The sequence below is a fragment of the Acidovorax sp. LjRoot118 genome (assembly GCF_964253575.1).
Classification (GTDB): Bacteria; Pseudomonadota; Gammaproteobacteria; order Burkholderiales; family Burkholderiaceae_C; genus Acidovorax.
In genome coordinates this window covers 1377777-1403692 of record NZ_CAXURB020000001.1, presented here as the reverse complement: position 1 = coordinate 1403692, position 25916 = coordinate 1377777, and the positions used below count along the sequence as shown (strand labels likewise).

Here is a 25916-nt window from a genome sequence, read left to right as displayed (position 1 = left end):
CGCTTGGCGCCAACACCTGTCGCCCGCCCGACAAAGGCCAAGGGATTACCCTGCATGCCGCTGTGCGCTGCGAGAATTGGCCGCATGCTCTGCCTCGCCCCGCACGCCCAGCGCTTCATCACCGCCCAGCCCTGGTTCGCCGGTCTGCCGGCGGCCATGCAGGAGCGCGTGCGCGCCGAGGTGTGCGAGCACAGCGGCGACAAGGGCGAGGTGATGATGCCCGCCGGCAGCGCCGTGCAGGGCTGGCATGCCGTGCTCTCGGGCCTAGTGATGCTGCAGAGCCCCGCCAGCCGCGGCCGCGCGTCGGCCTTCATCGGCGTGCCCGATGGCGAGTGGTTCGGCGAGGGCTCGGCCATGAAGCCCGAGCCCCGCAAGTACCACGTGGTGGCCTTGCGCCCTACCCGCCTCATGTGCCTGCCGCTGCCGGTCTTTGCCGCGCTGCGCGAGACCAGCCTGGCCTTCAACCAGTTCCTGGTGCTGCACCTGAACATGCGGCTCGGACAGGCCATGACCATCATCGAGGCCGGGCGCACGCAGACCACCGAGCACCGCGTGGCGCTGTACCTGAGCCGCCTGTTCTGGCCCAGCACGCGCCGGCTCAATCTGACGCAGGATGAGCTGGGCCAGCTCGTGGGCCTGTCGCGCCAAACGGTCAACCGCGTGCTGCGCTCGCTCGAAGGCATGGGCATCGTGTCGCTGGATTTCGGCAAGGTGGCCATCGTGGACGACGATGCGCTCGGCGCATACCTCGCCGCCACGGCGGCTGCATGAAAGGACATGGGAAAGGACATCAAGGCCTTGGGCTTTACTGGAGGCTCAGGCGCGTGGCCTTCTGGTCGGCGTCGAAGATGAACTTGCGCGGCCACGGCTGCCAATCCTGGCCCAGGCCCGCATGGTTGGGATTGCCGGTGTGCACGAAGGCACGCACGCTGTCCATCATCACGCCCGAGAGCGCCAGCCGGCCCGGCTGGTTGGCCGTGCTGTTGGCTGCCTTGGCCAGCAGCGAAGGGCCGAAGTTGCCGAACACGAAGGGCAGGTCAAAGCCATGGGCCGCTCCGTACACGTCGTTCCAGGGCGCGGGCTGCTGGGCCCAGTTGAACTGGTAGCTCCAGACGTTGGCCTGCTGCGTGCGCAGGGTATTGAGCAGGCTGTCGCGGCTCGGCTCGATGAATACGCTGCCCAGCAGCTTCATGCGCGCGTTGTAGCCCGTGGCAGGGGCTGTGACCGGCAGGTAGGAGGCATCGACGATGTCCGCCACCGTGAGCATGGTGGGCGCATCGGGGTTGAAGGCCTGCGTCATCGCGAAGCGCTCGGCGTCGCTGATCTTCATGCCCGGCTTGCCGCCCAGGAGGGTGAGGAACGGGGCGAAGAGCTTGGCCTCGTCGGCCGTGTAACCCGAGAGCACCGGCACCTTGTGGTAGCGGCCGGCCGCCATCTCAGCGATCGGGTCCACCGGCAGCACCACGCCATCGGGGATGGGGCCCGAGCCCGTGAGCCCGCTTTTCAGCACCGTCTGCAGCACCACGCGGCCGTCCTTGCCACGCAGGTAGCCGGCGGTCTGTGCAGGTGTCCAGCCAGCCACCAGCGCCGCAGCGGCTGCAGCATCGGGCGCCAGGCCATCGGCCAGCGCCAGGGCCGCCAGCAGCGCAGCCGACTGGCCCGCGTATTTGGAGGCCGGGTTCAGCGTGGGGATGGAGCCTGCAGGCAACTGGCTCGCCAGCGAGGTGCCACCGCTGATCGGCAGGGCCTTGTGGAACAGGCCCGCCGCCTGGGGCGAGGTGAGCAGCGCCAGCACGTTGCCTGCACCGGCCGACTGCCCCATCAGCGTGACGTTGCCCGCATTGCCGCCAAAGTTGCCGATATTGCGCTGGATGAATGACAGGGCCTGCACGTTGTCGAGCAGCGCGTAGTTGCCGGTATAGGCCTGCGTACCGGTATGCAGCTGCGGCATCTGGAAGAAGCCCAGCACGTCGAGCCGGTAGTTGGCCGTGACCACCACCGCGTTGGCCGAGCGGGCCAGAGCCGCCCCGTCATAGACCGGGTCGGCCGTGTAGCCCGAGATGGCGCTGCCGCCGTGCAGGAACAGCAGCACGGGCAGGTTGTCCTGCGTGGTCGCAGGGCGCCAGATGTTCAGCGTCAGGCAGTCCTCGTTGCCCACGGGCGTGCCCAGGGTCTGGCCGATGCTGTCGTCAAAGCGGTTGTTGGCCCCGGGGCCATACAGGCGCCCCATCTGCAGGCAGGCATTGCCAAAGCGCGTGGCATCGCGCTCGCCGCTCCAGGCCACGGGCGCCACGGGGGGCTGCCAGCGCAGCTCGCCAACAGGGGGCCGGGCAAAGGGGATGCCCTTCCACGAATAGGTGCCCGTGGTGGCGCTGGCATCGGCGCCGCGCACCGTGCCGTACGCGGTCTCACGCACCTCGGGCGCAGTGCCCGAACCACCGCCACAGCCGGCCACCGCCAGCACGGAAAGGACTACTCCCAGGCATTGCATACGCCAGCGCACATCGACCATGTCTTGTCTCCTTTGGGGTTTTCTCAAAACGGGTCGGGCCTCTGTGTACAGTAACGTGACGCCAGGGCACAACCTCGACGCCGATTGTGGAAAGGAGCAGGCCTTTCGCTACTATCGCAACCTTGCCAAAACACTGACTTCAGCTCCCACCCCGCGTAAACCCTGAGCCCACCGTGACCTTGATCGCAACCCGATGACCCCCCGCACAAGTTCCGCCGCCTGGGTGCGCGGCACCACCGACATGATGGCCGCCGAGGGCCTGCCCGTGGCCGAGCTGTGCAGCGAGGCCGGCATCGACCTGGCGGCGCTGCAGCAGCCCCATGCGCGCGTGGATGTGGACCGGATCAGCCAGCTGTGGGAGCTGGCCGTGGCGCGCTCCGGCAAGCTGGACCTGGGGCTGTGCCCCCAGCTCACCGCGCGCTATGGCAACGTGGACGTGGTGGGCTACGCGCTTGCATCGGGCCCGAACCTCATGGTCGGCTTTCAGCACCTCACGCGCCACATGGCGGTGATATCCGACTGCACCGCGTTCGAGCTGGAGCGCGAAGCGCGCGGCTACTGGTTCTCCATCGCGCACATCGGCGGTACGCGCCCGGTTCCGCGCCAGCGGGTCGAATACGCGCTGCTCACCCTGTTCACGCTGTGCGGCTGGCTCACGCGCCGCGAGCTCAAGCCCATCGCCGTGGAACTGACCACGCCGCAGCCGGCGCCTGGCAGCGAGGCACGCTACGAAAAAGCCTTCGGCCTGCTGCCCCGCTTCGCGCAGCCGGCCAGCCGCATCCTGCTGGCCGAAGCCGACATGCTGGCCGACATCCCCACGCACAACCCGAGCCTATGGGCCATGCACGAGCGGCTGGTGGAAACCGAGCTTGACCACCTGGGCCACTCGCTGGCGAGCACGCGCGTGCGCGCCGAGGTGGCGCGCATCCTGCACAAGGGCGAGCCACGCCGCGACGACATCGCCGCGCGCCTGAACATGACCGACCGCACCCTGCAACGCCGGCTGCAGGCCGAATCGGCCACCTACCAGCAACTGCTGGACGACACGCGCTGCGAACTCGCACGCCAGTACCTGGCCGACCCGCGCCGCAACCTGACCGAAGTGGCCGACCTGCTGGGTTTTGCCGACCAGAGCAACATGTTCCGCGCCTGCAAGCGCTGGTTCGGCATGCCGCCTGGGCAATACCGGGCACTACTGCAACAGGGGGTCTGACAGCTGCACCCGGAACGCACCCCAGCGCTCAGGCGTCTTCCGGAATCAGCCCCTTGCTGTTGAACGCGATCTGTCCGTACATGAGTTCATAGACCAGTTGCTTGATCTCGATCTGGTTGAAAGGATCACCCTCCTTGAAACTGGCTTCCCACTCCCGCGTGCCCTCGTCGTTGAGCACCACCGCGTCGGGGCGCAGGCGCACCGCAAAGATGGGCAACCGGGTTCCGGTAAGAGGATTGAGCGTGAGAAACAAGACCCGGCCCCACACCGCCTCGGCACCATCGCTGCAGATCAGCAGGTAAGGCGACGATTCACCCGAGGGCGTGGTGATCACCACGTCCTGCCCCACATCGGCCACGAAGAAGCCCACATCGGGCAAGCCGCTGGCCTGCTTGAGCGAGGCAAGAAACGCGGTATACGCCTGCCGGATTTCATGGCAGTCTCGCGCCCTGCGCAAGGCAGTCTGGCTGTTGGAAGGCATCTTCTCTGTGAACATAGGCAATCTCCGGTAGATCACCGACCGTGGCAGGTGGGGAGGCTGCGGTCAAGAAAATTAAGACCATCGCACAGGCGGCCATGGGCCGGCGCAAGAGAGTCGGGCTTCAGGCTTTGCGCCCCGGCACCATCTGAATGGTGGCCAGCCCCACCTGGCGGCGCGGCACCAGCCAGTGCACCCACAGGCCGCGCAGCCAGGCCAGGGTGAAGACCACCGCCAGCGCCAGCACACCCCAGTGCTGGGCCTGCCAGGCGATGTAGAAGGCAAATGGCTGCGCCATCAGCCCGGCCAGGCAGGCCAGGCGGCGCGCAGGCTCATGGGCGGACTGGGACAGCCACACGGCAACGGCGCCGAGCACTGCGATGGCCCATTGATCGAGCGTCATGCCAGCGATCTCTGCGCCCGGCATCAGGCCAGGCGCACTTCGAAGTACGCGCCATCGACCTCGCCCAGGCCCTGGTAGCCGGCCTCGCGGGCGGCATTGGCCGCCTTCGTCCACTGGCCGGCCATGGCCAGGTCCTCGGCGCTGACATCATTGCCGTCAGACTCTTCCAGTTGCATCACGGCACGCAGCGCATCGGCCACCACGTCGGGGCCGCCCAGCTTGCGCTCCAGCACACGCAGGTAGCGGGCCTCGGCAGCTGTGCGCTCCTTGGCCGGCAGTTCAGGGTAGTCGCGCAGGGCGACGCTGTAGGTGGTTTCGATGGTGTCCATGGGTGGCTCCTTCTAGATACTGTAAAAATATACAGTATTTCAAAGACAAATGCACCCATGGCGGGCCGGTGTGGCGGCAATGCACCACGCGCAGTGCCTCAGGCCACGGCCATGGCAGCGCGGGCCACCTGGTTGCGCCCAGCCCGCTTGGCCTGGTACAGGGCCTCGTCGGCACTGCCGTAGGCCGCGTCGAAGCTGCTGCCACGCTCGTGCCAGCTCACGCCAAAGCTCGCGGTCACACGGCTGCCGTCCGGCAGCTGGAAATCATGGGCCGCAATCGCCCGGCGCATGCCTTCGGCGGCGTGGCCGGCAGACTCGAGCGAGAGACCGGGCAGCAACGCCGTGAACTCCTCCCCGCCCACGCGCCCGATCTGGGCGATGGAGGGTGCCACGCCCTTGAGGCAATCCACCACGCCGCAGATCACCGTGTCGCCCACCGGATGGCCAAACGAATCGTTGACGCGCTTGAAATGGTCGATGTCGAGCACGATCAGCGCCAGGCTGTCGCTGGCGAGGTAGCGGTTGGAGCGCTCGATGATGGCCGCACGGTTGAGCACGCCGGTGAGCGGGTCGTGCGTGGCGCGGTACTCCAGTTGACCGGTGAGGTCCTGCAGGCGCTGGTTGAGCTGGTTCATCTCCAGCTCGGCCCGGTCGCTGCGCCGCACCATGCGGCGTGTTTCGCGCAGCAGGCGCTCGTAGGAGGTCAGGAGCTCGCCCAGGGCATGGCGGTGCAGCCCCGGGGAGCCGGCCGCATCATCGAAGGCCAGGCGGGCCGCGAGCAAGGCACGGCTTTCGGCGTCGAACAGGTCAGGTGCTTCGGACATCGAAACCCGTCACGCCGATTTCACGGCGTGGTTGACGAAGTGGATGGCCGTGAAGTCGTCCTTGAGCTCCTGGCCGAATTCGAAGATCGTGTCGTCCTCTTCATCGTGGAACCAGTTGAGCACCACCTGGTTACCCGCCTCGGCGGCATCGCTGAGCAGGCCGACCAGGTTGAACAGCATCTTGGTGCTGGAGCTGTTGAAATACGCCAGGGCAATGCTGACCTGGATCTTCTGGTCGCTGCGGGCGCCCAGGTAGGCCTGCAGCTGGCGCAGGATATCGCCATAGAACGCGGCGGCATTCTCGGGGTACGACTCGCCGCGCAGGCTGAGCGTGTTCTCGTCGAACTTGAAGTCCACTTCCGGCGAGCTGGGTGTGGGGGGTATGTAGAGGTTGTCCATCCGGGATTTCAGGGTGTGGGGCCGGGGGTGTGAACCTGGGCCCGAAAACAGAAGAATGTCAGGTCATCGCGGCGCTGGTGGCTGCCTTGCCAATCCTGCAGCGCCTGCTGCATGGCGGCATTCAGTTGCGCGGGGGTCTGCTCGCGCTGGGCGACGATCACCTCCTGGATGCGGCGCTTGCCGAAGGTGATGGCCTTGGGGCCACCCACCTGGTCGATCAGGCCATCGGTAGTCACGAACACCAGGCTGCCAGGCGCCAGGGCCACCTTCTGGTTGGTCCAGGTGTGGTCGAAGTCACTGTCCACGTAGCCCACGCCCTTGCGCTCGCCAGCCACCACCTGCACCGCTTGCGCACCGGGGGCCAGCACGAAGAGCGAAAGGTTCGCGCCGGCAAAACGCAGCTCGCGCGTGGCAGGCTGGTACCAGAAGCAAGCGGCGTCCATGCCGTCGTCGGATCCCGGTGTGTCGTCCTGGCCGTCCATCTGGCCGAGCATCTGCTTGATGCTGCGGTTGACGCTGGAGAGCAGTTGCGCCGGATCGCGCGGCCCGTACTGCTCGATGGCCTTGCCCAGGGTGCTCGATGCGATCAGCGTCATGAAGGCGCCCGGCACGCCGTGGCCGGTGCAGTCGGCCACCATGGCGAACCAGCCGTCGGGCATGGCAGTGAACTGGTAGAAGTCGCCGCCCACCACGTCGCGCGGCTCCCACACCAGGTCGGCATCGGCCTGTGCCTGCACCAGGGCATCGCGCGATGCACGCAGCATGGAACGCTGGATCACGCTGGCGTACTCGATGCTGTGCATCACCTGGCGGTTGCGCGCGGCCTGCAGTTCGGCCACCACGCGCATCAGCTGCAGGCCATGGCCCACGCCGACGAAAGCGCCTTCGCGGGCGACGATGAAGCCGTCCGACAGCGCCTTCTCGCCGTATTCCACGGTCTTGAATGTCAGTTCCTCGATGCCCATCTCGGCGTCGACGATCAGCGGCGCCTTGTCCATGAAGGCGATGCAGTTCTTGCGCCCGTAGATTTCCCAGCGGTAGGGCTTGCTCATCTCGGACATGAAGATGTCGCGGTTGATCAGGCCAATGGGGCGCCCGCCCTCCACGACCGGCAGGCTGATCAGGTCCTTGTGTTCGCTGAAGATCTCCATGACCTTTTCATTGGTCTCTTCCACCGCCATAAAGGGCACCTCGGTGCACATGTCTCCAGCGCTGGGCTGGCGAAAACGCGGGCGGCAGTCGTGCAGATAGGCGGGGAGTTCGGACATGAAGAGGGTGACCCATGCGGCAGGGAATGACACCAGAGCTTACAAGTCGCATATTGCGATTGCGTGACAAAAAGCCCTGGCCTGGGCGCCATGTCATTCACCTGGCGCCATGCGCGGCACCAGGCGGCCATGCCCTGCCTGCCATCGGCCGGCCAGGGCACGGGCCGGCGCCAGCGGCGTGGCGGAGCGCGGATCGCGACGCACCAGTTGCTGCAGGTACTGTGTCAGCGGCATGGGCCTGGCAATGCCAAAGCCCTGCACATAGTCCACGCCGTAGGCCGCCAGCAGCGAGCGCTGGGCCGGCGTCTCGACAAACTCGGCAATGGTCGTGAGCCCCATGGTCCGGGCCACGTCGCAGATGGCCAGCACGATGCGCTGATCGACCCGCGAGGAGAGCACGTCGCGCACGAAGCTGCCGTCGATCTTCACGAAATCGAGCGGCAGCGACTTGAGGTAGTCGAAGGTGGCGAGGCCCGTGCCGAAATCATCGAGCGAGGTGCGCGCCCCCATGGCGCGCAGGCTGGCCAGCAGGTCCACCGCGCGGCTGCGCTGCACGATGCCGGCGGTCTCCGTGACCTCGAAGCAGAACATTGCGGGGTCGAGCCCGCTGGTGGCCAGGCACTGGTCGATGTGGGCCAGCAGCCGCGGGTCCGACACCGACGAGCCCGACAGGTTGATGGCCACCTTGCCCAGGTCCCTGTGGGTGATGCCATGGGCCACGAGGGCCGCGAACACCTGCGTGATGACCCACCGGTCCACCTGGGGCATGAGCCCATAGCGTTCGGCCAGAGGCAGGAACTCCCCAGGCAGGTGGTTCGATCCATTGCCCGACGCCCAGCGTAGCAGCACCTCGACCCCCAGGTCGCCATCGTGGTCGCCGTGCGCCGAGCGGATGGGCTGGCAGGCCAGCCACAGGCCACTGGTCTCGGGGTTGCCAGCCGGCAGGCGCAGCGCGTCCTTGAGCGCCTCGACCTGCGAAAGCTGCCCTCGGCGGATGCGCATCAGGTGGCCCGGCGCCAGGTCACCGCCGTGCGCATGGCGCTCGCTCAATGCGGGATCGCCGTCCACCTCGCACAGCAGCATCAGTGCCGCCAGGATGTCGTCGCCCAGGGCCTGCCCCTCGTCCAGCGGCAGCAGCCCGAGCGCGGCCTGGATGCGCACACTGTGCTCGGCAAAGACATAGCGGCGCCCGTCGAGCGCGGCGCGCAGCTGCAGCAGCCGCGCGTCCACATCCCCCCCTGCCAAAGGCACGGCCACCACGAAGAACCCATCGCGTGGCCGCGCGTAGATGCAGCTGCGGCCCCACTGGTTGCGCAGATAGATCGACATGTCCTGCTCGATCTCGCGCGTGCGGCCCAGGCCGATCAGGCCCACCACATGCTCCAGGTTGTGCAGGCTGATGCCGACCAGGTGGACCGGCCCCGCCGCCTGGAGGGCCTTGAGCAGGCCGCGCTCGTTGAGAAAGCCCGTCAGGCCATCGTTGCTGGCGGCCTCGTGCAGGCTGCGCTCCATCTGCCAGCGATGCTCCATCGTCGCCGAGGCAAAGAAGCTGAGCGCTGCCAGGCAGACCATGAGCACGGCCTGGTCCAGCACCGCCAGGTAGGGGCTTTGGCCGGCCACCAAAGGCGGCGCGAACGCCAGCAGGGTCAGCGCCGACAGCGCCGTGGTCAGGTGCACGAACAAGGGGCTGCCCCGATAGGCGGCCCAGGCCACCAGCAGAAAGACGATGTAGCGCGCCGACGGGCCCACGCCCATACCCGCCAGGGAAGAGCCCCAGTGCGCAAGCGCCATCACCGCCACCAGCCCGGCCAACCAGAAGGTCTGCCAGCGGGCCCAGCGCAGCGGGCCCGCCCTCCAGCCGCCATCGAGGGCATGGGCGGCCAGCTCGGTCAGCCGGCAGAACAGCAGGATGCCGAACACCTCGGACATGCCCATGACGCCCGCCACGCGCAGCACGCCGCCCGGCTGCTCGCCCGGCGTGAGCAGAAACTGCCAGCTGCCCAGCGCCGTGAGGACCGCCGCCCCGGGTAACACGGTCAGCGCGTGGAAGCGGATGGCTGCAGCGACCGGGTTGCGCTCGGCCTCGCTGCGCCGGTCACGCTGCACCAGCCACCACACCAGCGACACAGCGGCCACCAGGGCCACCACGCCGATCAGCGATTGCATCACGGGGATGCCATGCAGCGCATGCCACAAGGCCACCGCTGCCCCCAGGTACCACAGCATGCGCAGCCCATACGCCAGCACCAGCCCGATGGCAATGCCATCGGCCGGCCAGATGAGGCTCATGTCCAGGCTGCCAAACGCATAGGCCTGCGAGGCCTCGGCGACCAGCATCCACAGCAGTGCGCCCGCTAGGCCGCGCTTGTCGTCGAACGCCAGGGAATGGGAGGTTGCGGGAAAGGGTTGCGAAGGCATACGGGGCTTGCAGGAAGGAGCAACCTGCAAGTTGCCAGGTCACACGGCGGACCTACCCACCTTCGCAGGCCAATGTGACAGCAATGCGGCAAAGCCCGGTGTTTTCACGCAGTTCTTGCACCCTGGCACGCCCAGTTCGCACGCCCCAGGGCCTGCGCCCGCCACATCACTGCAATCAAACCGTCACAAATCCTCCCTAGCATCGTTGTCACAAACAACACGATCCAAGAGGCATCCACCGGTGGAAATCCGCAAGTTCGTCGCCCCGCTCCTCGCCGCCCTGTTGCTGGCCGGTGTCGCGGGGGGTATCTGGTTCTCCAACACCAGCGTGACCGGCGAACGCAATGCCCAGGAGGCTGCCCGCATCGAGCAGGCCCGGCAGGTCCAGGCGCGCGGCCTTATCGGCTCGGAGAAGGAGGCCTTCTTTGCCGACCCGCGCGTGCAGCAGGCCCTGGCCGCGCGCGGCATCACCGTGGTGATCGAGAAAGCCGGCTCGCGCGCCATTGCCGGACGCTACGACGCCAAGGCCTACGACTTCGGCTTTCCCTCCGGTGCACCCGCCGCCGCCCAGCTCAAGGCACAGGCCAAGGCCAGCGCGGTATTCACGCCCTTCTACACCCCCATGGTGCTGGCCAGTTGGCGCCCCATCGCCGACATCCTGGTGGCCAACGGCATCGCCGAGCGCCAGGGCGACATCTATTACCTGGTGGACCTGCCGGCCCTGATGGACCTGATCGAGAAGGGCAAGCGCTGGCGTGACCTCAAGGGCAGCCAGGCGTTCTCGACCAACAAGTCGCTGCTGATCAGCTCCACCGATGTGCGCACCTCCAACAGCGCTGCCATGTACCTGGCGCTGGCCAGCTACCTGGCCAACAACCAGCAGATCGTGCAGAGCCAGGCCGATGTGGAGCGGGTGCTGCCCACGGTGGCGCCGCTGTTCCTGCGCCAGGGTTTCCAGGAACAGTCCTCGTCCGGACCGTTCGAGGACTACCTGGCGCTGGGCATGGGCAAGGCACCGCTGCTCATGGCCTACGAGTCGCAGATGGTGGAGTTCTGGCTCAAGCACCCGAACAAGATCAAGAGCGACATGGTGCTCATGTACCCCAAGCCGACGGTATTTTCCAAACACGTGCTGGTGCCCTACACGCCCGCCGGCGCGCGCGTGGGCGACGCGCTGGAGAACGACCCCGCCCTGCGCACACTGGCCAATGAGTATGGCTTTCGCACCGGTGGCGATACGCGCGGACCCGAAACCTGGGCCCAGCGCGGCATCGCGGTGCCCGAGGTGCTCGTCGACGTGATTGATCCGCCCAGCCATGAGTGGCTGGAGCGAATGATCGAGGCCATCGAAACCCGCTTCAAGTAAGGACTGCCTCATGACCGACACCATCTCCAGGCCCGATCCCCTGCAACCGCCCACCGCAACCGCAGCAGCGCAGGCCTTTGTGCTGGAGCCCCCTGCGCCGGTCGCGGCCGTGCCCATCGAATCGGCCAGCGGGCGCGTGCGCCTGAAACCCGAGGACGTGCAGGCCCTGGACACCCAGGTGCGCCAGTTCATCGACGACATCACGGTGAACGACAGCCAGCACCCCAAGTTCAAGGAAGCCGTGGAGCGCATCCATTCCATGGGCAACAAGGACATCGAGGCCTCGGCCAGCGTGTCCAACCGCATGCTGGAGCGGCCCGTGCAGTCCATGCAGAACGGCCTGTTCGGCAAGGGCACGGAGATCGGCCAGGGCCTGATCGACCTGCGCCACCAGATCGAGGAGCTCGACCCCTCGCGCCAGGGCGACCTTTTCTCGGTGCGCAAGCTGCTCGGCATCATCCCCATGGGCAGCAAGCTGGTGGCGTACTTCGACCGTTACCAGTCCTCGCAGGCGCATCTGAACGCGATCATCGAGACCCTCAAGCGCGGCAAGGACGAGCTGATGCGCGACAACGCCGCCATCGACCAGGAAAAGCAGAACCTGTGGTCGCTGATGGAGCGGCTCGAAAAGTACATCCACATCGGCAAGAAGCTCGACACCGAGCTGCAGGCCAAGGCCTACTCGCTGGACGCCGCAGACCCCGAGAAGGCCCGCGTGGTGCGCGAGGAGATGCTGTTCTACACGCGCCAGAAGGTCACCGACCTGCTCACGCAGATGAGCGTGAACATCCAGGGCTACCTGGCACTGGACATGATCCGCAAGAACAACCTGGAGCTGATGAAGGGCGTGGACCGCGCGACCACGACCACCATCTCGGCGCTGCGCACGGCGGTGATCGTGGCCCAGGCCCTGGCCAACCAGAAGCTGGTGCTCGACCAGATCAGCGCACTCAACACCACCACCGGCAACCTGATCGCATCCACCAGCGAGATGCTGCGCGACCAGAGCGCGGCCATCCACCAGCAGGCGGCCTCGGGCACCATCGACATCGCCAAGCTGCAGCAGGCCTTCCAGAACATCTACCAGACCATGGACACGATCGCCGACTTCAAGCTCAAGGCGCTGGACTCGATGCAGACCACGGTGAACACGCTGGCCAGCGAAGTCGACAAGTCGCGCGCCTACCTGGAACGTGCACGCGGCACGGCCGAGGCGGCCAGCGCCAGCACCGAGGTCCGGCTGTGACCATGCGCCGCGCCCGCCTGCTGGCGGCCGGAGCCCTCGGCCTGATGCTGGCTCTGGCCGGGTGCGGCCAGCGCGAAGATGGCACGGCGGTGCCCGCTCAGGCGGCGGCCCCGCAGGCCACCTTCAGCGTGCTCGCGGGTTCGGAGATCAAGGACATCGAACCCGCGCTGCTCAAGGCGGCGGCCGATGCCAATGTGCGGCTGCAGCTGTCCTATGCGGGCACGCTGGACATCGTGGAACGCATCAACGCCGGAGAGCAGTTCGACGCCATCCTGCCGCCCAACGGCGCCTACCCGGCACTGGCCCTTGCGGCCAAACCGCTGGCGCGCGAAAAGCTCTTTTACTCGCGCGTGGCTCTGGGCGTCAAGACGGCCAAGGCCGCCGCGCTGGGCTGGGACAGGCAGGCCCCGACCTGGGCCGACATCGCCAAAGCCGCAGGCGCCGGGCGCCTGCGCTACGCCATGACCAACCCGACGAGCTCCAACACCGGCATGAGCGCGCTGTTCGCGGTGGCCTCGGCCGTGGCCGGCAAGACCGAGGACCTGGACATCGCCGAGGTCAACACCCAGGTGCTGACCGCCTTCCTGTCGGGCCAGAAGCTCACGGCCGGCAGCTCGGGCTGGTTGGCCGAGGCCTTCGTGAAGGACCCTGCGGCGCTGGACGGCATGGTCAACTACGAGGCCGTGATCCTGCGCACCAACGAGAAGCTGGCTGCGGTGGACAAGCTTGCGCTGGTCTACCCCAGGGACGGCGTGATCTCTGCCGACTATCCGCTGATGCTGCTGCGCGCCGAGCAGCGCGGGGCCTACGACCGCCTGGTGACCGCCCTCAAGGCGCCTGCGCTGCAGCGCCAACTGGCGGCCGATGCCTTCCTGCGCCCCACGGCACCGGACATCATGCTGCCCGCCAGCCTGCCCAGCGACACCGTGGCGGAGTTGAGCTTTCCCAACCGGCTGGAAGTGATCGACGCAGTGCTCTCAGCCTACCAGGGCGAATGGCGCCGGCCCGCCACCTCGATATTCGTGCTGGACACCAGCGGATCGATGCAGGGCCCGCGCATAGACGCCATGCGCGAGGCCCTAAAGGTGCTGGCCGGGGGGCAGGCGAGCACAGCCAGCGCGCGCTACGCGCGCTTTCAAAGCCGCGAGCGGGTGGTGCTGCTGTCATTCTCCGACACCGTGGGCGATCCGGTGCGGGTCAACTTCGAGCGCGCCTCACTGGCAGGCAGCCAGGCCCAGGTCACCGCCTATGCCGATGCGTTGAGCGCTTCGGGTGGCACCGGCATCTATGCAGCCCTGCTGCAGGCCCAGGCTCTGGCCGCCAAAGAGCGCGCCAGCGACCCCGAGCGCTACGTGAGCATCGTGCTGCTCACTGATGGCGTGAACACCGATGGCCCGAACCTCGACGCCTTCCGCAACCGCATGGCCGGCAGCGGGCAGGCAACGCGCGTCTTCCCCATCCTGTTCGGCGAAGCCAGCAATGCAGACATGGGGGCCCTGGCCCAGCTCACGGGCGGGCGGGTGTTCGACGGGCGCAAGGCGGCGCTGGCGCTCGTCTTCAAGGAGATCCGGGGTTACCAGTGATGCCGGCCGCTTCCTCCACCGGCAAGGCCGTGCAGGGCCGCCGCCCGCTCAAGCTGCGGCTGCTGCTCACCCTGTACAGCAACGGCAACATCGCCGGCTGCGCGCTGGCGCTGCTCGGGCCGGTGCTGCTGTTCGCGGGCGTCATCGGCCCGGGCTGGCTGTTCATTACCGCCGGGCTCTATGCGGGGGGCTGGCTGCTGGGCTGGGCCGGCGGCCAAGCGCCACAGATCGAGCGCCGCATCGAGGACACGCTCACAATCGAAGAGACTCTGGCCCGGCTGGACACCCTGGCCGCAGGCGTTGCGCCGCACCTCACGGCCGACATGAACGGCCACCTGCGCAGTGTGCGCACCTCCATTGCCGAGGTGCTGCCACGGCTGCTGGGCGAGCGCAGCCACCACGACGCCAACCTGTTCACCGTGCGCGAGACGGTGCTGCGCTACCTGCCCGAGACACTGGCCAACTACGTGGCCCTGCCGCCCGCGTTTCGCACCACCCATGTGCTCACGGACGGCAAGACCGCGCGCCAGATCCTGGCCGACCAGTTGGCCCTGCTCGACGGCAAGATGCGCGAGATCGTGGCCAACGTCGCAGGGGCCGATGCGCATGCCCTGCTGGCCAACGGCAAGTTCCTGGAGATGAAGTTCCAGCAGCCGGACTTCCTGGCGGGCATGGGCTGAGGCTCTTCAAAAGGACATTGGCTGACAGGCCGTGCAGGCATCCTGCGCTACGCTGGCCGCGCCACTCCTTCCAAGCCGCCCATGCCCCCTGCCCTCGCCCACCCCCGCCTTCCTGCCAACCGCCGCGCACAGGCACTCTCCACGGCATTGGCGGCGCTGGCCAGTCTTGCGCCTTGCGCAGCCACCGCACAGACCCGCGAAGGCGGCACCCTTGCCCCCGTCGAAGTGCAGGGCAGCGCGCAGGCCCAGAGGCGCTTTGACAGCGCGGCCAGCCATACCAGCGTGCAGGTCGATGGCTTCACCGCGCCCACGCCACTGGTCAACCTGTCGGAGCTGCTGGCCGGCCAGGCCGGGGTGGTGGCGCTGGACCGGCAGAACCATGCGCAGGACCTGCAGATCGCGGTGCGCGGCTTCGGCGCCCGCTCCACCTTCGGCGTGCGCGGCGTGCGCATTCTGGTGGACGGCATCCCCGCCACCATGCCCGACGGCCAGGGCCAGGCGGCTACGGCGCAGCTGCAGTCCGCCGCGCAGGTGGACGTGCTGCGCGGCCCGCTGGCCCAGCTCTACGGCAATGCGGCTGGCGGCGTGCTGCAGGTGACCACGCGCGAGCCGCGCGAGGGCGGGGCAGCGCAGGCCTCCATCGCGGCAGGCTCGTTTGGCCAGCGCCTGGCGGACGTGTCGTTCGACTTCGGCGACCGCACGCTGGGCGGCTTGCTGGACGTGTCGCGTTTCGAGACCGACGGCTGGCGCGAGCGCAGCGCCGCGCGGCGCACCCACCTCAACGGCAAGCTGTTGGGGCGCCCCGATGCGGACACGAAGATCACTGCCCTGCTCAACCTCTACGACCAGCCCGGTGCGCAGGACCCGCTGGGCCTGACACGCGCACAGTTCAACGCCAATCCGCGCCAGGCGCCCGAGGTGGCGGGCACGTTCGGCACGCGCAAGTCAGTGGCGCAGAACCAGTGGGGCCTGGTGCTGGAGCGGCAACTGGGCGCGGCCGACAGCGTGCGCGCACGCGCCTACGGGGGCAAGCGCTCGCTCACCCAGTACCTCGCGTTCAGCGGCGCGGCCGAGAACAGCGCCGGCGGCGTGGTGGACCTGGACCGCGACTACCACGGCCTGGGCCTGGCCTGGACGCACAGCGCCAGGATGCCCTCGGGCCTGCCGCTCACCTGGACCGTGGGCATCGATGCCGACCGGCTGTCGGAGCAGCGCCAGGGCCTGGTCAACCAGAACGGCACACCGGGCGCACTGCGGCGCAACGAACGCGACCGCGCGGGCAACACTGACCTGTTCGCGCAGGTGGACGCATGGGTCACGCCCACCTGGCGCGCCATTGCAGGCCTGCGCGCGAGCCGCGTGGACATGCGCGTGAGCGACCACTTCATCACCCCGACCAACCCCGACGACAGCGGCGCCCGCACCTGGCGCCAGACCAGCCCGGTGCTGGGCGTGGTGTGGAGTGCCAGCGACCAGCTCAACCTGTATGCCAACCTGGGCCGCGGATTCGAGACACCGACCCTGGCCGAGATGGCCTACCGCCAGGACAACACCGGGCCCAACTTCGGCCTTGCGGCCTCGCGCAGCCGGCAGATGGAGATCGGTGCCAAGTGGCAGGGAGCAGTGCACCAGGTGCAGGCCGCCTGGTTCGAGGCACGCAGCCGCAGCGAGATCGTGCCCGCCGCCACGGTGAATGGCCGCACCATCTTTCAGAACGCCGACAACGTGCGCCGCCGTGGGCTGGAGCTGGCGTGGAGCGCGCAGGCCGGCGCCTGGAAGCCGCGCGCCGCCTACACCTATCTGGATGCGTTCTTCGGTGATGCCTACAGCGGTGCAGGGGGTGCCCGCGTGGCCGCCGGCAACCGCCTGCCCGGCACCGCGCGCCACGTGGCGCAATTGGCGCTGGACTACACGCCCGGCGCCGCATGGCAACTGGGCGCCACGCTGGATGTGTCCGGCAAGGTATTTGCGAACGATGTGAACAGCGAAGCCGCACCCGGCTTTGCGGTGGTGGGCCTGCGCGCCGGGTACACCTTCGGCAAAGCCACCGAGAGCCCGCGCTGGCAGGCCTGGGCGCGCCTGGATAACCTGCTGGACCGGCGCTACGCCGGCTCGCTCATCGTGAACGACGGCAATGGACGCTTTTTCGAGCCCGCCGCCGGCCGGCGAATCATGCTCGGACTCCGGGCCCAGTTCCTGTAACCGCCAGCGCGAAGACCTGCCCCCTACCCTGCAGGAGAAAAGGCCGCAGGCGTATCCTGCCGCCCCTGGCGCCAGGTCTTCACATCGGGAAACTCGCGCGTGCAGCCCGTGCACAGCAGGCGCTCGGTGGCGCGCAGAACCCCAAGGGTGTCACGTGCCACGACGCGGCGGTAGCTAGTCGCACCGCAAAAGCCGCAGGAATTCGCAGGAGAGTATTTGGGGGATTGCATTACTGATTGCTTATACAGCACTGGCCCACTGCACCCCGGCGCCGGAATATTACCCCTTCTGCGCGCATCCATGGTTTCGCGAATTTTGACAACAAATGGCAGAAAAAGACATCGCCTTGCCATCTATTTGTCAAAAATGCACCGCCAGCGCCTATTTTTCGGCCAGCAGGGCATGTAACACCTGCAACGCCCGGGCCCCGCTTTTCAGGATGCTGGCCCATATGAACGAAAATACGCGGTTTTGCCCACCGGGGACTGCCCCCGATGCCAGCCCTCCCAAGGAGGCTTGGCGCAGTGGATTGGCTTTTTCCAGATGCCCCTACCCCACCGACTCGATAGTTCACGCCTCGTCGTCCTGCTTGCGCAATGGACGCAGGCGCAGCGCGCGTCGGTGGGCAGCGATGTGGCCGGGCAACTCGGCCAATGGCTGAGCGTGGTGGACGCGGTCGAGCTCAACGGCTCGCTGCGCTCCATAGAGACCCATGCCGCGCAGGCGCCAGTGCCGCAGGACCTGGCCCTGGATGTCCTGGCACTGGAGGAGATCTTCCAGAAAGCCAAGGCGGATCTCACGCGCCTGGCCACGGCACCCGCCAAACCTGCCAGGCCCGTGCGCGAGCGCGCAGACAACACGCCCGTCGAGCAGCCCGACCCGCAGGCCCAGGCCGATTTCGCGGCCCACGGGCCACGCTACCTGGAACAGCAAAAGCAGATGGACATGCGCTTGGTGGCACTGCGCACCCAGGTGCGGGCAGGCCTGCTCAAGGGCTCGGCCACGCTCAGGCAGCTGGCAGCGCTGGACGGGGTGATGGAGCAGATGCTGGGCGCACGCGAGCAGCGGCTGTGGGCCTCGCTGCCCGGCCACCTGGAGCGGCGCTTCGTGCAACTGCGCAAAGCCCACCAGGCGCGGCTTCAGGATTCGGGCCAGGCCGATGACCCGATGCGCTGGCGCCGGGCGGGCGGCTGGCTGGCCAGCTTCGAGCAGGACCTGCAGGCCCTGCTGCTGGCAGAGATGCAAGTGCGCCTGCAACCGATCACGGGGCTGCTGGAAGCAGCCCGCAACGAGACCAAAAGAACGGGTATTCAGGAATGAACAAGAGTGTGATGGCCGGCGTGTTTGCAGCCGGCCTGGCGGTGGTGGGATGGGTGGCCTGGGGGTTCGTGGGGACCAGCCCGCTGGCGCTGGCGATGACGGCGGTGATCGCCGGGGTGTACCTGCTGGGCGCCTATGAGTTGACGCAGTTCCGCTCGGCGAGCACCTCGCTGGCTGCGGCGCTGGCCGACGACCCGGCACCGCCGCAGGCGGACCTGGGTGCCTGGCTGGAGCGCCTGCACCCTGCCTTGCGCACGCCCGTGCGCCAGCGCATCGAAGGCGAGCGCGTGGCCCTGCCCGGTCCGGCCCTCACCCCCTACCTGGTGGGCCTCTTGGTCATGCTGGGCATGCTGGGCACCTTTCTGGGCATGGTGGTCACCTTCAATGGCGCCGTGTTCGCGCTGGAGGCATCGTCCAACCTGGAGGCCATCCGCGCGGCACTGGCCGCGCCCATCAAGGGCCTGGGCCTGGCGTTCGGCACCTCGGTGGCCGGCGTCGCCACCTCGGCCATGCTGGGCCTGATGTCCGCCATCGCCCGCCGCGAGCGCCTTCAGGTGCTGCGCCTGCTCGACACCCGCATCGCCACCGTGCTGCGGCCCTTCTCGGCGACCCACCGGCGCGAAGCGATGTTTGCCGCCTTGCAGGCCCAGGCCCAGGCCATGCCACTGATTGCCGAGCGCCTGCAGGGCCTGATGGAGGGCCTGGAGCGCCGCCATGGGCAGCTCAACGAGCAATTGGTCACCCAGCAGCAGGGCTTTCACCGCGATGCGGCCAGTGCGTACACCACGCTGGCCAGCACCGTGGGCGCGTCGCTGCAGGAGAGCCTGACCACCAGCGCCCGCCAGGCCGGCGAGACCATCCGCCCCGTGGTCGAACAGGCCATGACCGCCCTGGCACAGGAGGCCGAGCGCTCGCACCAGCGCCTGCGCGAGGCCACCGATGCGCAGATGCAAGCCCTGTCCGCCCAGTGGGAGGGCACAGCCCGCCAGGTCGCCGCCACCTGGACCGACGCGCTGCACAGCCACAAAGACACCCAGGGCCATCTGGTCGCGCAGCTCGATGGGGCGCTGCAATCCGTGACGCAGGGCTTCGAGCAGCGCACCGGTGCGCTGCTGGGTTCGCTCAAGGAAACCGTGGACCAATCCCACGCCGCCCAGGCCGCCGCCGACCAGTTGCGGCTGGAAGGCTGGAGCCGATCCATGGAGAGCACGGCCAGCGCGCTCACTGCCGAATGGCAGCGCGCAGGCGCCCAGGCCGCGGCACTGCAACGCGAAGTGGGCCAGGCAATGGCCGGCGCCGCCACGCAACTCGACCAGGCCCTGCAGAGCGCCAGCCAGGCCTTTGACCAACGGGCCGGCACCCTGCTCGTTTCGCTGCAGGACACCGTGGCGCAATCGCACACCGCCCAGGCGCAGGCCGACCAGCAGCGCCTGGAGGGCTGGAACCGCTCCATGGAAGGCATGGCCGGCACCCTCGCTGCCGAATGGCAACGCGCCGGCGCCCAGACAGTGGAGCAGCAGCGCGCCGCAGGCCAGGCCCTGGTGGGTGCTACCGAGCAGCTCGACCGGGCACTGCAGGCGGCCACACAGTCCTTCGAGCAACGCGCCAACGCCCTGCTGGCATCGCTGCAGGACACGGTCGCCCAATCCCACACGGCCCAGGTCCAGGCCGACCAGCAGCGCCTGGAGGGCTGGAACCGCTCCATGGAAGGCATGGCCGGCACCCTCGCTGCCGAATGGCAGCGCGCAGGCGCCCAGACGGTGGAACAGCAGCGCGCCGTGGGCCAGGCCCTGGAAGGCACGGCCACGCAGCTCGACCGCGCGCTGCAGGCGGCCACGCAGTCCTTCGAGCAGCGCGCCAACGCCCTGCTGGCATCGCTGCAGGACACGGTCGCCCAATCCCACACGGCCCAGGTGCAGGCAGACCAGCAGCGCCTGGAGACCTGGAGCCGCTCCATGGAAGGCATGGCCGGCACGGTCACCGCAGAGCTGCAGCGCGCAGGCGCCCAGGCCGCGGAGCAGCAGCAGGGCCTGTACCGCACCCTCGAAGACACCGCCGCCCAGCTCACCGAGCGCATGTCCGGCCAGGTGCAGCAGACCCTGGGCAGCACTGCCCGGCTGATGGAGCAGTCCGACGCGCTGCTGCGCGCGCGCGTGGACGCCGAGGCCCGCTGGGAGCAGGCCCAGGGCGAGCGCATGGACGCACTCACCGGCGTGTGGCGCACCGAGCTGGCGGCCCTGCGCGACGACGAGGCCGCGCGCGGCCAGGCTGCGGTGGACCGCCTGGACACCCTGCAGGCCGCCGTGGCCGGGCACCTGGCCACGCTGGGCTCGGCCCTCGAAGCGCCGCTCACGCGGCTGCTGCAGACCGCCTCCGACGTGCCGCAGGCCGCGGCCGAGGTCATCACCCAATTGCGCCAGGAAATGACGCGCCTGGGCGAGCGCGACAACATCGCATTGGAAGAGCGCACGGCCATGATGGAGCAGCTCTCCGCCCTGCTGCATTCCGTGAACGAGGCCGCAGGGCAGCAGCGTGCGGCCATCGAGTCGATGGTGGGCTCGGCCACGCAGGTGCTGGAACAGGCCGGCCAGCAGTTCATCGAAGCGCTGGGCACGCAGGCCGGCAAGGTCGACGAGGTGGCCGTGCATGTGGCCGCCAGTGCCGTGGAGCTGGCCAGCCTGGGCGAGTCGTTCAGCCATGGCGTGGGCCTGTTCACCGCCAGCAACGACAAGCTGGTGCAGGGCCTGCAGGGCATCGAAAGCGCCATCGGCCAGTCCCGGGGCCGCAGCGATGAGCAACTGGCCTACTACGTGGCCCAGGCGCGCGAGGTGATCGACCTGAGCATCTCCTCGCAGCAGGGCATCGTCGAAGACCTGCGCCGCCTGCATGGCCAGGCGGCCGCCGCAGCATCGGCGCAGGGAGTGGCCGCGTGACCAGCTACGACGACACCCTGGACGACGCCACCGAACAGACCGCCCCGGTCTGGGCCGTCTTCGGCGACCTGATGGCCGGCCTGCTGGGCGCCTTCGTGCTGATCCTGGTGGGCGTGCTGGTGGTGCAGATCGACCTGGTGGCCAGCCTCAAGCAGGAGGTGGAAAAGCGCCAGATGGAAGAGCAGCGCCGCATGGCCCTGGAGAAAGCCCTGGCCATCCCCCTGGCCAGCGGCCGCGTAACCGTGAGCAACGGCCGCATCGGCATCAGCGGCAGCGTGCTGTTCGGGGCCGGTTCGGCCGAGTTGCGGCCCGAAGGCCGCCAGTTGCTGACAAGCCTGGTGCAACCCCTGCTGGTTTACCTGCGCGAGCGTGACGAAATGCTGATGGTGAGCGGCTTCACCGACAACACCCTGCTGCGCAGCGGCGGCAACCAGCGCTTTGCCGACAACCTGGAGCTCTCGGCCCAGCGCGCATTGACCGTGACGCGCGCCCTGGCCGAAGAGGGCATGCCCTCCTCCCAGGTGTTCGCCGCCGCCTTCGGCGCTGAGCAGCCCGTGGCCGACAACGCCGACGAAAAGGGCCGCGCGCTGAACCGGCGTGTGGAGATGGCACCCGTGCCCAAGGCCCCCCAACCCAAGCCGCCATGAGCGAGCAGCCCACGCTGGAGTCATTGAAGGCGGATGGCAAGGATGGCCACGACGCCGCGCGCTTTCACTACCTGGAGGCGCTGGCGCGGCGCATGCAGGCGCAGCCGCCCGCCGTGCAGGCGCTGCTGCAGCAGCGGCTGCAGGCCGCCGTGGCCGACTACGCCGCGCGGGCCGGCACTGCGCCCGCCACACCACCAGCACCACCCGCGGCCACCTGCACAACGGACTCGCCCCTGGCCCTGCTCAACCGCGACCTGGCTGCACGCGCCCAGGCCGAGGCCGACCACGTGCGCACCAGCGAAAGCACCAGCACCTCGGAGATGAAGAGCGTGCGCCAGTTCAGCGAGGTCTGGTCCAAGATCTCCGCCGACCAGCAGGTCACGCAGGCGCTGCACAAGGCGCCCGAAAACGCCGGCCCGCTCAACTCGCACAAGCTCATGCTGCGCTCGCTGGGTCTGATGCGCACCCTTTCGCCGGACTACCTGCGCCGGTTCATGGCGCAGATGGATGCGCTGCTCTGGCTGGAGCAGACCAATGCTGTTCTGGCGCGCCCCGCCCCCCGGGCGCCACGTACCAGCAAGCCGAGGCGATAGATACAGAGAGAGAGCAGGCCTCGCCCGCAGCTACGATGGCAGGCATGCACCGACGACCCACCCCATCGAACCAGCCGCCTGCACGCGATGGCGCCCCGCCCCATCGCCAGGCATTGCGCGCCATCGCCGCATTCGAGGCGCTCAAGGGCTTTGCAGCGCTGGCGGCCAGCCTGGGATTCGTGGGCCTGCTGCACCACGACCTGCACCACGTCGTGGCCTCGCTCATCGGCCATATTGGCCTCAAGCCCGGTGACCGCTACCCTGCCATGGTCCTCACCGATATCGACCAACTGCTCAGCGCCGACCTCCGCCCCTTGTTGCTGGCCGCGACGGCCTATGTGCTGGTGCGCTTTACCGAAGCCTATGGCCTGTGGAAGGACCGGTGGTGGGGCGAGTGGCTGGGCGCGCTCTCGGGCGCGCTGTACATCCCGTTTGAGCTGTGGCACTTCGCGCACCACCCGAGCGTGGCTTCGGCCGCCGTGGCGCTGACCAACATGTCGGTCGTGGGATTCCTGGGGCAGCAGCTGTGGCGGCGCCGGCAGGGGTGATCGTGCACCAATCCGCGCCAAATGGCACGAACTTGCAGGCAATGCCCAAGAAAAAAGGCGCTCATCCGATCAGGATGAGCGCCTTTGGTCGATAGGTGGTGGAGCTGGCGGGAATTGAACCCGCGTCCGCAAGCCTTCACCGGGCAGATCTACATGTTTAGCGGTCTGATTTGAGTCTCGCCACCTGTGTCGCGCAGTCGCACGCTACACAGGCCGCCAGTACCCTTAAGTCTCGCCCCAATCCAAGGTACCCGGATCGGAGCCAGCCCATGTAATTATCCTTGCAGCCGGGAGGCTCTGATTGCTCAGAACCCCCTTGCCCAGCCCATCGGCCAACTGTTGCAAGGCTCACTGGCAATTAAGCAGCGAGTGCGAAACGTTCGTCGTTTGCAGTTAGTTTGTTAAATCGAGATTTACGAGCGTGAATCAAGCTCGACATGCACCACACCGGCTCCGAACCCACGTCGAAACCAGGACAGCCCCAGACTTCCTATTTTAGGCCTGTCCCAGCAGTTGCAAGAGCTCGGAGGGAGATTTAATTTCAGCGTGCGCGCCCCAGGCATGCGGCGCCTGCGCGGAGCCCAGGTAGCCGTAGGTAGCTGCGACCGTACCCATACCGGCGGCCAAGCCCGCCACGATGTCGCGCTCGTCGTCGCCCACGTAGATGCATTGGCTGGCATCGATTTTCAAGCGGGCGGCCGCCTCCAGCAGCGGGGCCGGGTGCGGCTTGGCGTGCGGCGTGGTATCGCCGCTGACCACCGCGCCCGCGCTGGCAAACAGCGGCATGGCGCGCGTGAGCGGGTCGGTGAAGCGCATGGCCTTGTTGGTGACCACACCCCAGGCCAGGCCCCGGGCCTGCAGCGCCTGGACCAATGCCGGCACGCCGTCGAACACCTCGGTGAGCACCGTCATGCGCGATTCGTAGTTGGCAAAGAACTCCTCGCGCAGGGCCGCAAACTCCGCATCCTCGGGCTTGAGCCCGAAGGCCTCGCCCAGCATGCCGCGCGCACCGGCACCGGCCATGGGGCGGTAGCGCGCCAAAGGCAAGGATTCCAGGCCCCGGTCGGTGCGCATCTTGTCCGCGGCAGCAGCCAGGTCGGGGGCGCTGTCGATCAGGGTACCGTCCAGATCGAACAGCACGGCGCGGATGTTGTGGAAGATGGGGGTCACAGGGGGAGTCGTCACAGGCAAGGGTTGTCAGGTCGAATCAAGCGGGACGCTGTGTTGCGAACATGTAGTTCACACTGGTGTCGGCACTGAGCCAGTAACGCTTGGTGATCGGGTTGTACTCCAGCCCACGGGTCTGCTGCACGTCCAGGCCGGCAGCACGGCAATGCGATGCCAGTTCGCTCGGGCGGATCATCTTGGCGTACTCGTGCGTGCCGCGTGGCAGCATGTTGAGCACGTACTCGGCCCCGACGATAGCCAGCATGAAGGCCTTGGCATTGCGGTGGATGGTGGAGAAGAACACCCAGCCGCCGGGCTTGACGAGTTCGGAACAGGCCTTGACGACGGATGCCGGGTCGGGTACATGCTCCAGCATCTCCATGCAGGTCACCACGTCGAAGCTGGCGGGCTGCTCCGCAGCGAGCGCCTCCACGCTGATTTCGCGGTACTGCACCCCTTTGGTGCCGGCCTCGAGCGCATGCAACTGGGCCACGCGCAGGGCCTTGCTGGCCAGGTCGATGCCCGTAACGTCGGCCCCTTTGCGGGCCATGGAGTCGGCCAGGATGCCACCGCCGCAGCCCACATCGAGCACGCGCTTGCCACCCAGCCCGCACAGGGAGTGTATCCAGTCCAGGCGCAAGGGGTTGATCTGGTGCAGCGGGCGGAACTCGCTCTCCGGGTCCCACCAGCGGTGGGCCAGGGCGGAAAACTTGGCCAGTTCGGCCGGGTCGGCGTTGAGGGGAATGGTGGTCGTTTCTTCGCTCATGGTGTGCATTGTCAACGATGATGGCTGCCGCAATGACTTCGCGCCAAAGGCCGGGCTCCAGAGAGTTTTCGGACCGCGTCTATATATATGTGCAACGTGCCATGGATTCACCCCAGGGCACTTTGTACCAGTACAAAATTCGAAAAGGTCCAGACGAAAAAAAGCCCCGTTGCCGGGGCTTTCTTGTGCGGAGCAATCGAAAGATTACTGAGCGCGGGTGCCAACCACTTCGATTTCCACGCGGCGGTTCTTGGCGCGGCCTTCAGCGGTCTTGTTGTCAGCCACTGGTTGCTTTTCGCCCTTGCCTTCGGTGTAGACGCGGTTCTTTTCGATGCCCTTGGACACCAGGTAAGCCTTGACGGCTTCGGAACGGCGGACCGACAGCTTCTGGTTGTAAGCATCGGAGCCCACGGAGTCGGTGTGACCCACGGCGATAATGACTTCCAGGTTGATGCCCTTGACCTTGGAGACCAGGTCGTCCAGCTTGGCCTTGCCTTCTGCCTTCAGCACCGACTTGTCGAAGTCGAAGAATGCGTCGGCAGCGTAGGTCACCTTGCTTGCCATGACGGTAGGAGGCGTCGTGGCTGGAGGAGGTGTGACTGCTGGAGGAGGCGTCACGCCAGGCGTAGGAGCAACAGCAGCGGGAGCTGGAGCGACGATAGCGCCATCGCAACCTGGAGCAGCGGTGGCTGGCGTCCAGTTGGCATTGCGCCAGCAGTATTCGTTGGTGCCGTTCTTCCAGACCAGTTGGCCAGAAGCATCTCTCCAGTTGTCAACGGTTTGGGCGCCAGCGGCGGTTGCGAGCGCTGCAGAGGCAAACAACATCGCCACTTTGTTCAGTTTCTTCATGGTTCTCCTCTTGGGGAAAAAGCCGCAGCCTCGCTGCGAATCAGGACGCTTGAGGTGACCATCACCCAAAGCGTTCAAACGATTGTGCCATACGTAACTAGGCAAAAGCGCCCGCACCGCATTGGGGCCCGTAGGACAAAACCGTAATTGCGACGATATGTTGCGGGAGCGC

Annotated in this window: 24 protein-coding genes and 1 other RNA gene; 12 read left to right on the top strand and 13 right to left on the bottom strand. The window is 67.6% G+C overall.

The genetic code is table 11. The features are described 5' to 3' along the window. The first annotated feature begins 84 nt into the window (after window positions 1–84). Window positions 85–771 (top strand): Crp/Fnr family transcriptional regulator, encoded by a 687-nt coding sequence (locus tag ACSQ9E_RS06575; protein ID WP_436217233.1) that lies wholly within the window; start codon window positions 85–87, stop codon window positions 769–771. Between the two features lie 34 nt (window positions 772–805). On the opposite strand, the gene ACSQ9E_RS06570 is transcribed toward ACSQ9E_RS06575, so the two are convergent. Next, window positions 806–2512, bottom strand: a complete 1707-nt coding sequence (locus tag ACSQ9E_RS06570) for a carboxylesterase/lipase family protein (protein WP_436217232.1) — start codon at window positions 2510–2512, stop codon at window positions 806–808. A gap of 193 nt (window positions 2513–2705) precedes the next feature. Between ACSQ9E_RS06570 and ACSQ9E_RS06565 the strand changes: the two genes are divergently transcribed. Then, on the top strand, window positions 2706–3725 hold the full coding sequence (locus ACSQ9E_RS06565; RefSeq protein WP_436217231.1) for an AraC family transcriptional regulator: 1020 nt from the start codon (window positions 2706–2708) through the stop codon (window positions 3723–3725). 28 nt (window positions 3726–3753) lie between these two features. On the opposite strand, the gene ACSQ9E_RS06560 is transcribed toward ACSQ9E_RS06565, so the two are convergent. From ACSQ9E_RS06560 to ACSQ9E_RS06530, 7 genes are all read right to left on the bottom strand, one after another. Next, the gene (locus ACSQ9E_RS06560; protein WP_057205943.1) at window positions 3754–4221 is read right to left on the bottom strand and encodes a hypothetical protein; all 468 of its coding nucleotides are present in this window, start codon (window positions 4219–4221) and stop codon (window positions 3754–3756) included. A gap of 106 nt (window positions 4222–4327) precedes the next feature. Next, complete coding sequence (locus tag ACSQ9E_RS06555) at window positions 4328–4606, bottom strand: hypothetical protein (protein WP_057206232.1); 279 nt, start codon at window positions 4604–4606, stop codon at window positions 4328–4330. Between the two features lie 23 nt (window positions 4607–4629). After that, window positions 4630–4935 (bottom strand): hypothetical protein, encoded by a 306-nt coding sequence (locus ACSQ9E_RS06550; RefSeq protein WP_057205941.1) that lies wholly within the window; start codon window positions 4933–4935, stop codon window positions 4630–4632. A gap of 98 nt (window positions 4936–5033) precedes the next feature. Beyond that, window positions 5034–5759, bottom strand: coding sequence for a GGDEF domain-containing protein (locus ACSQ9E_RS06545; protein WP_057205940.1), 726 nt, complete (start codon window positions 5757–5759; stop codon window positions 5034–5036). 9 nt (window positions 5760–5768) lie between these two features. Continuing rightward, on the bottom strand, window positions 5769–6158 hold the full coding sequence (locus tag ACSQ9E_RS06540; RefSeq protein WP_436217230.1) for a DUF1987 domain-containing protein: 390 nt from the start codon (window positions 6156–6158) through the stop codon (window positions 5769–5771). An 8-nt stretch (window positions 6159–6166) separates the two neighbouring features. Next, window positions 6167–7426 carry a SpoIIE family protein phosphatase gene (locus tag ACSQ9E_RS06535; RefSeq protein ID WP_057269508.1) on the bottom strand — a complete coding sequence of 420 codons (1260 nt, stop codon included), beginning with the start codon at window positions 7424–7426 and terminating at the stop codon, window positions 6167–6169. Between the two features lie 93 nt (window positions 7427–7519). Then, on the bottom strand, window positions 7520–9844 hold the full coding sequence (locus ACSQ9E_RS06530; RefSeq protein ID WP_436217229.1) for an EAL domain-containing protein: 2325 nt from the start codon (window positions 9842–9844) through the stop codon (window positions 7520–7522). Between the two features lie 241 nt (window positions 9845–10085). Between ACSQ9E_RS06530 and ACSQ9E_RS06525 the strand changes: the two genes are divergently transcribed. The 5 genes from ACSQ9E_RS06525 to ACSQ9E_RS06505 all read left to right on the top strand — a co-directional run bounded on the left by ACSQ9E_RS06525 (window position 10086) and on the right by ACSQ9E_RS06505 (window position 16921). Beyond that, window positions 10086–11210: a hypothetical protein gene (locus tag ACSQ9E_RS06525; protein WP_428000006.1), complete on the top strand. Its 1125-nt coding sequence runs from the start codon at window positions 10086–10088 to the stop codon at window positions 11208–11210. A 10-nt stretch (window positions 11211–11220) separates the two neighbouring features. Further along, window positions 11221–12456: a toxic anion resistance protein gene (locus ACSQ9E_RS06520; RefSeq protein WP_436217228.1), complete on the top strand. Its 1236-nt coding sequence runs from the start codon at window positions 11221–11223 to the stop codon at window positions 12454–12456. Window positions 12457–12458: 2 nt separating this feature from the next. After that, window positions 12459–14039 (top strand): substrate-binding domain-containing protein, encoded by a 1581-nt coding sequence (locus ACSQ9E_RS06515; protein ID WP_436217227.1) that lies wholly within the window; start codon window positions 12459–12461, stop codon window positions 14037–14039. Next, complete coding sequence (locus tag ACSQ9E_RS06510) at window positions 14039–14719, top strand: hypothetical protein (protein WP_436217226.1); 681 nt, start codon at window positions 14039–14041, stop codon at window positions 14717–14719. The genes ACSQ9E_RS06515 and ACSQ9E_RS06510 overlap by 1 nt, the downstream gene beginning before the upstream one ends. A gap of 81 nt (window positions 14720–14800) precedes the next feature. Continuing rightward, on the top strand, window positions 14801–16921 hold the full coding sequence (locus ACSQ9E_RS06505) for a TonB-dependent receptor family protein (RefSeq protein WP_436217225.1): 2121 nt from the start codon (window positions 14801–14803) through the stop codon (window positions 16919–16921). 23 nt (window positions 16922–16944) lie between these two features. On the opposite strand, the gene ACSQ9E_RS06500 is transcribed toward ACSQ9E_RS06505, so the two are convergent. Then, window positions 16945–17082, bottom strand: coding sequence for a hypothetical protein (locus ACSQ9E_RS06500; RefSeq protein ID WP_436217224.1), 138 nt, complete (start codon window positions 17080–17082; stop codon window positions 16945–16947). 382 nt (window positions 17083–17464) lie between these two features. Here ACSQ9E_RS06500 and ACSQ9E_RS06495 point away from each other — a divergent pair, with 382 nt between their 5' ends. The 5 genes from ACSQ9E_RS06495 to ACSQ9E_RS06475 are packed head-to-tail and all read left to right on the top strand — an operon-like array spanning window position 17465 to window position 22962. Beyond that, the gene (locus ACSQ9E_RS06495) at window positions 17465–18241 is read left to right on the top strand and encodes a DUF3348 family protein (RefSeq protein ID WP_436217223.1); all 777 of its coding nucleotides are present in this window, start codon (window positions 17465–17467) and stop codon (window positions 18239–18241) included. Then, window positions 18238–21174 (top strand): DUF802 domain-containing protein, encoded by a 2937-nt coding sequence (locus ACSQ9E_RS06490; RefSeq protein ID WP_436217222.1) that lies wholly within the window; start codon window positions 18238–18240, stop codon window positions 21172–21174. Before ACSQ9E_RS06495 ends, ACSQ9E_RS06490 begins: the two co-directional genes overlap by 4 nt. Beyond that, window positions 21171–21821 (top strand): OmpA family protein, encoded by a 651-nt coding sequence (locus ACSQ9E_RS06485; RefSeq protein WP_057269515.1) that lies wholly within the window; start codon window positions 21171–21173, stop codon window positions 21819–21821. Before ACSQ9E_RS06490 ends, ACSQ9E_RS06485 begins: the two co-directional genes overlap by 4 nt. Then, a complete protein-coding gene (locus ACSQ9E_RS06480; protein ID WP_436217221.1) occupies window positions 21818–22414 on the top strand; it encodes a DUF2894 domain-containing protein in 597 nt (198 codons plus the stop codon). Before ACSQ9E_RS06485 ends, ACSQ9E_RS06480 begins: the two co-directional genes overlap by 4 nt. A 44-nt stretch (window positions 22415–22458) precedes the next feature. Then, window positions 22459–22962, top strand: coding sequence for a DUF2127 domain-containing protein (locus tag ACSQ9E_RS06475; RefSeq protein WP_436217220.1), 504 nt, complete (start codon window positions 22459–22461; stop codon window positions 22960–22962). Window positions 22963–23058: 96 nt separating this feature from the next. Here ACSQ9E_RS06475 and ssrA read toward each other — a convergent pair. The 4 genes from ssrA to ompA all read right to left on the bottom strand — a co-directional run bounded on the left by ssrA (window position 23059) and on the right by ompA (window position 25744). Next, window positions 23059–23445: a transfer-messenger RNA gene (ssrA, locus tag ACSQ9E_RS06470) on the bottom strand. Window positions 23446–23457: 12 nt separating this feature from the next. Then, on the bottom strand, window positions 23458–24123 hold the full coding sequence (gph, locus tag ACSQ9E_RS06465) for a phosphoglycolate phosphatase (protein WP_436220191.1): 666 nt from the start codon (window positions 24121–24123) through the stop codon (window positions 23458–23460). 46 nt (window positions 24124–24169) lie between these two features. Continuing rightward, window positions 24170–24895, bottom strand: a complete 726-nt coding sequence (ubiG, locus tag ACSQ9E_RS06460; RefSeq protein WP_436217219.1) for a bifunctional 2-polyprenyl-6-hydroxyphenol methylase/3-demethylubiquinol 3-O-methyltransferase UbiG — start codon at window positions 24893–24895, stop codon at window positions 24170–24172. Between the two features lie 204 nt (window positions 24896–25099). Then, window positions 25100–25744 (bottom strand): outer membrane protein OmpA, encoded by a 645-nt coding sequence (gene ompA, locus ACSQ9E_RS06455; RefSeq protein ID WP_427999986.1) that lies wholly within the window; start codon window positions 25742–25744, stop codon window positions 25100–25102. Window positions 25745–25916 lie beyond the last annotated feature (172 nt).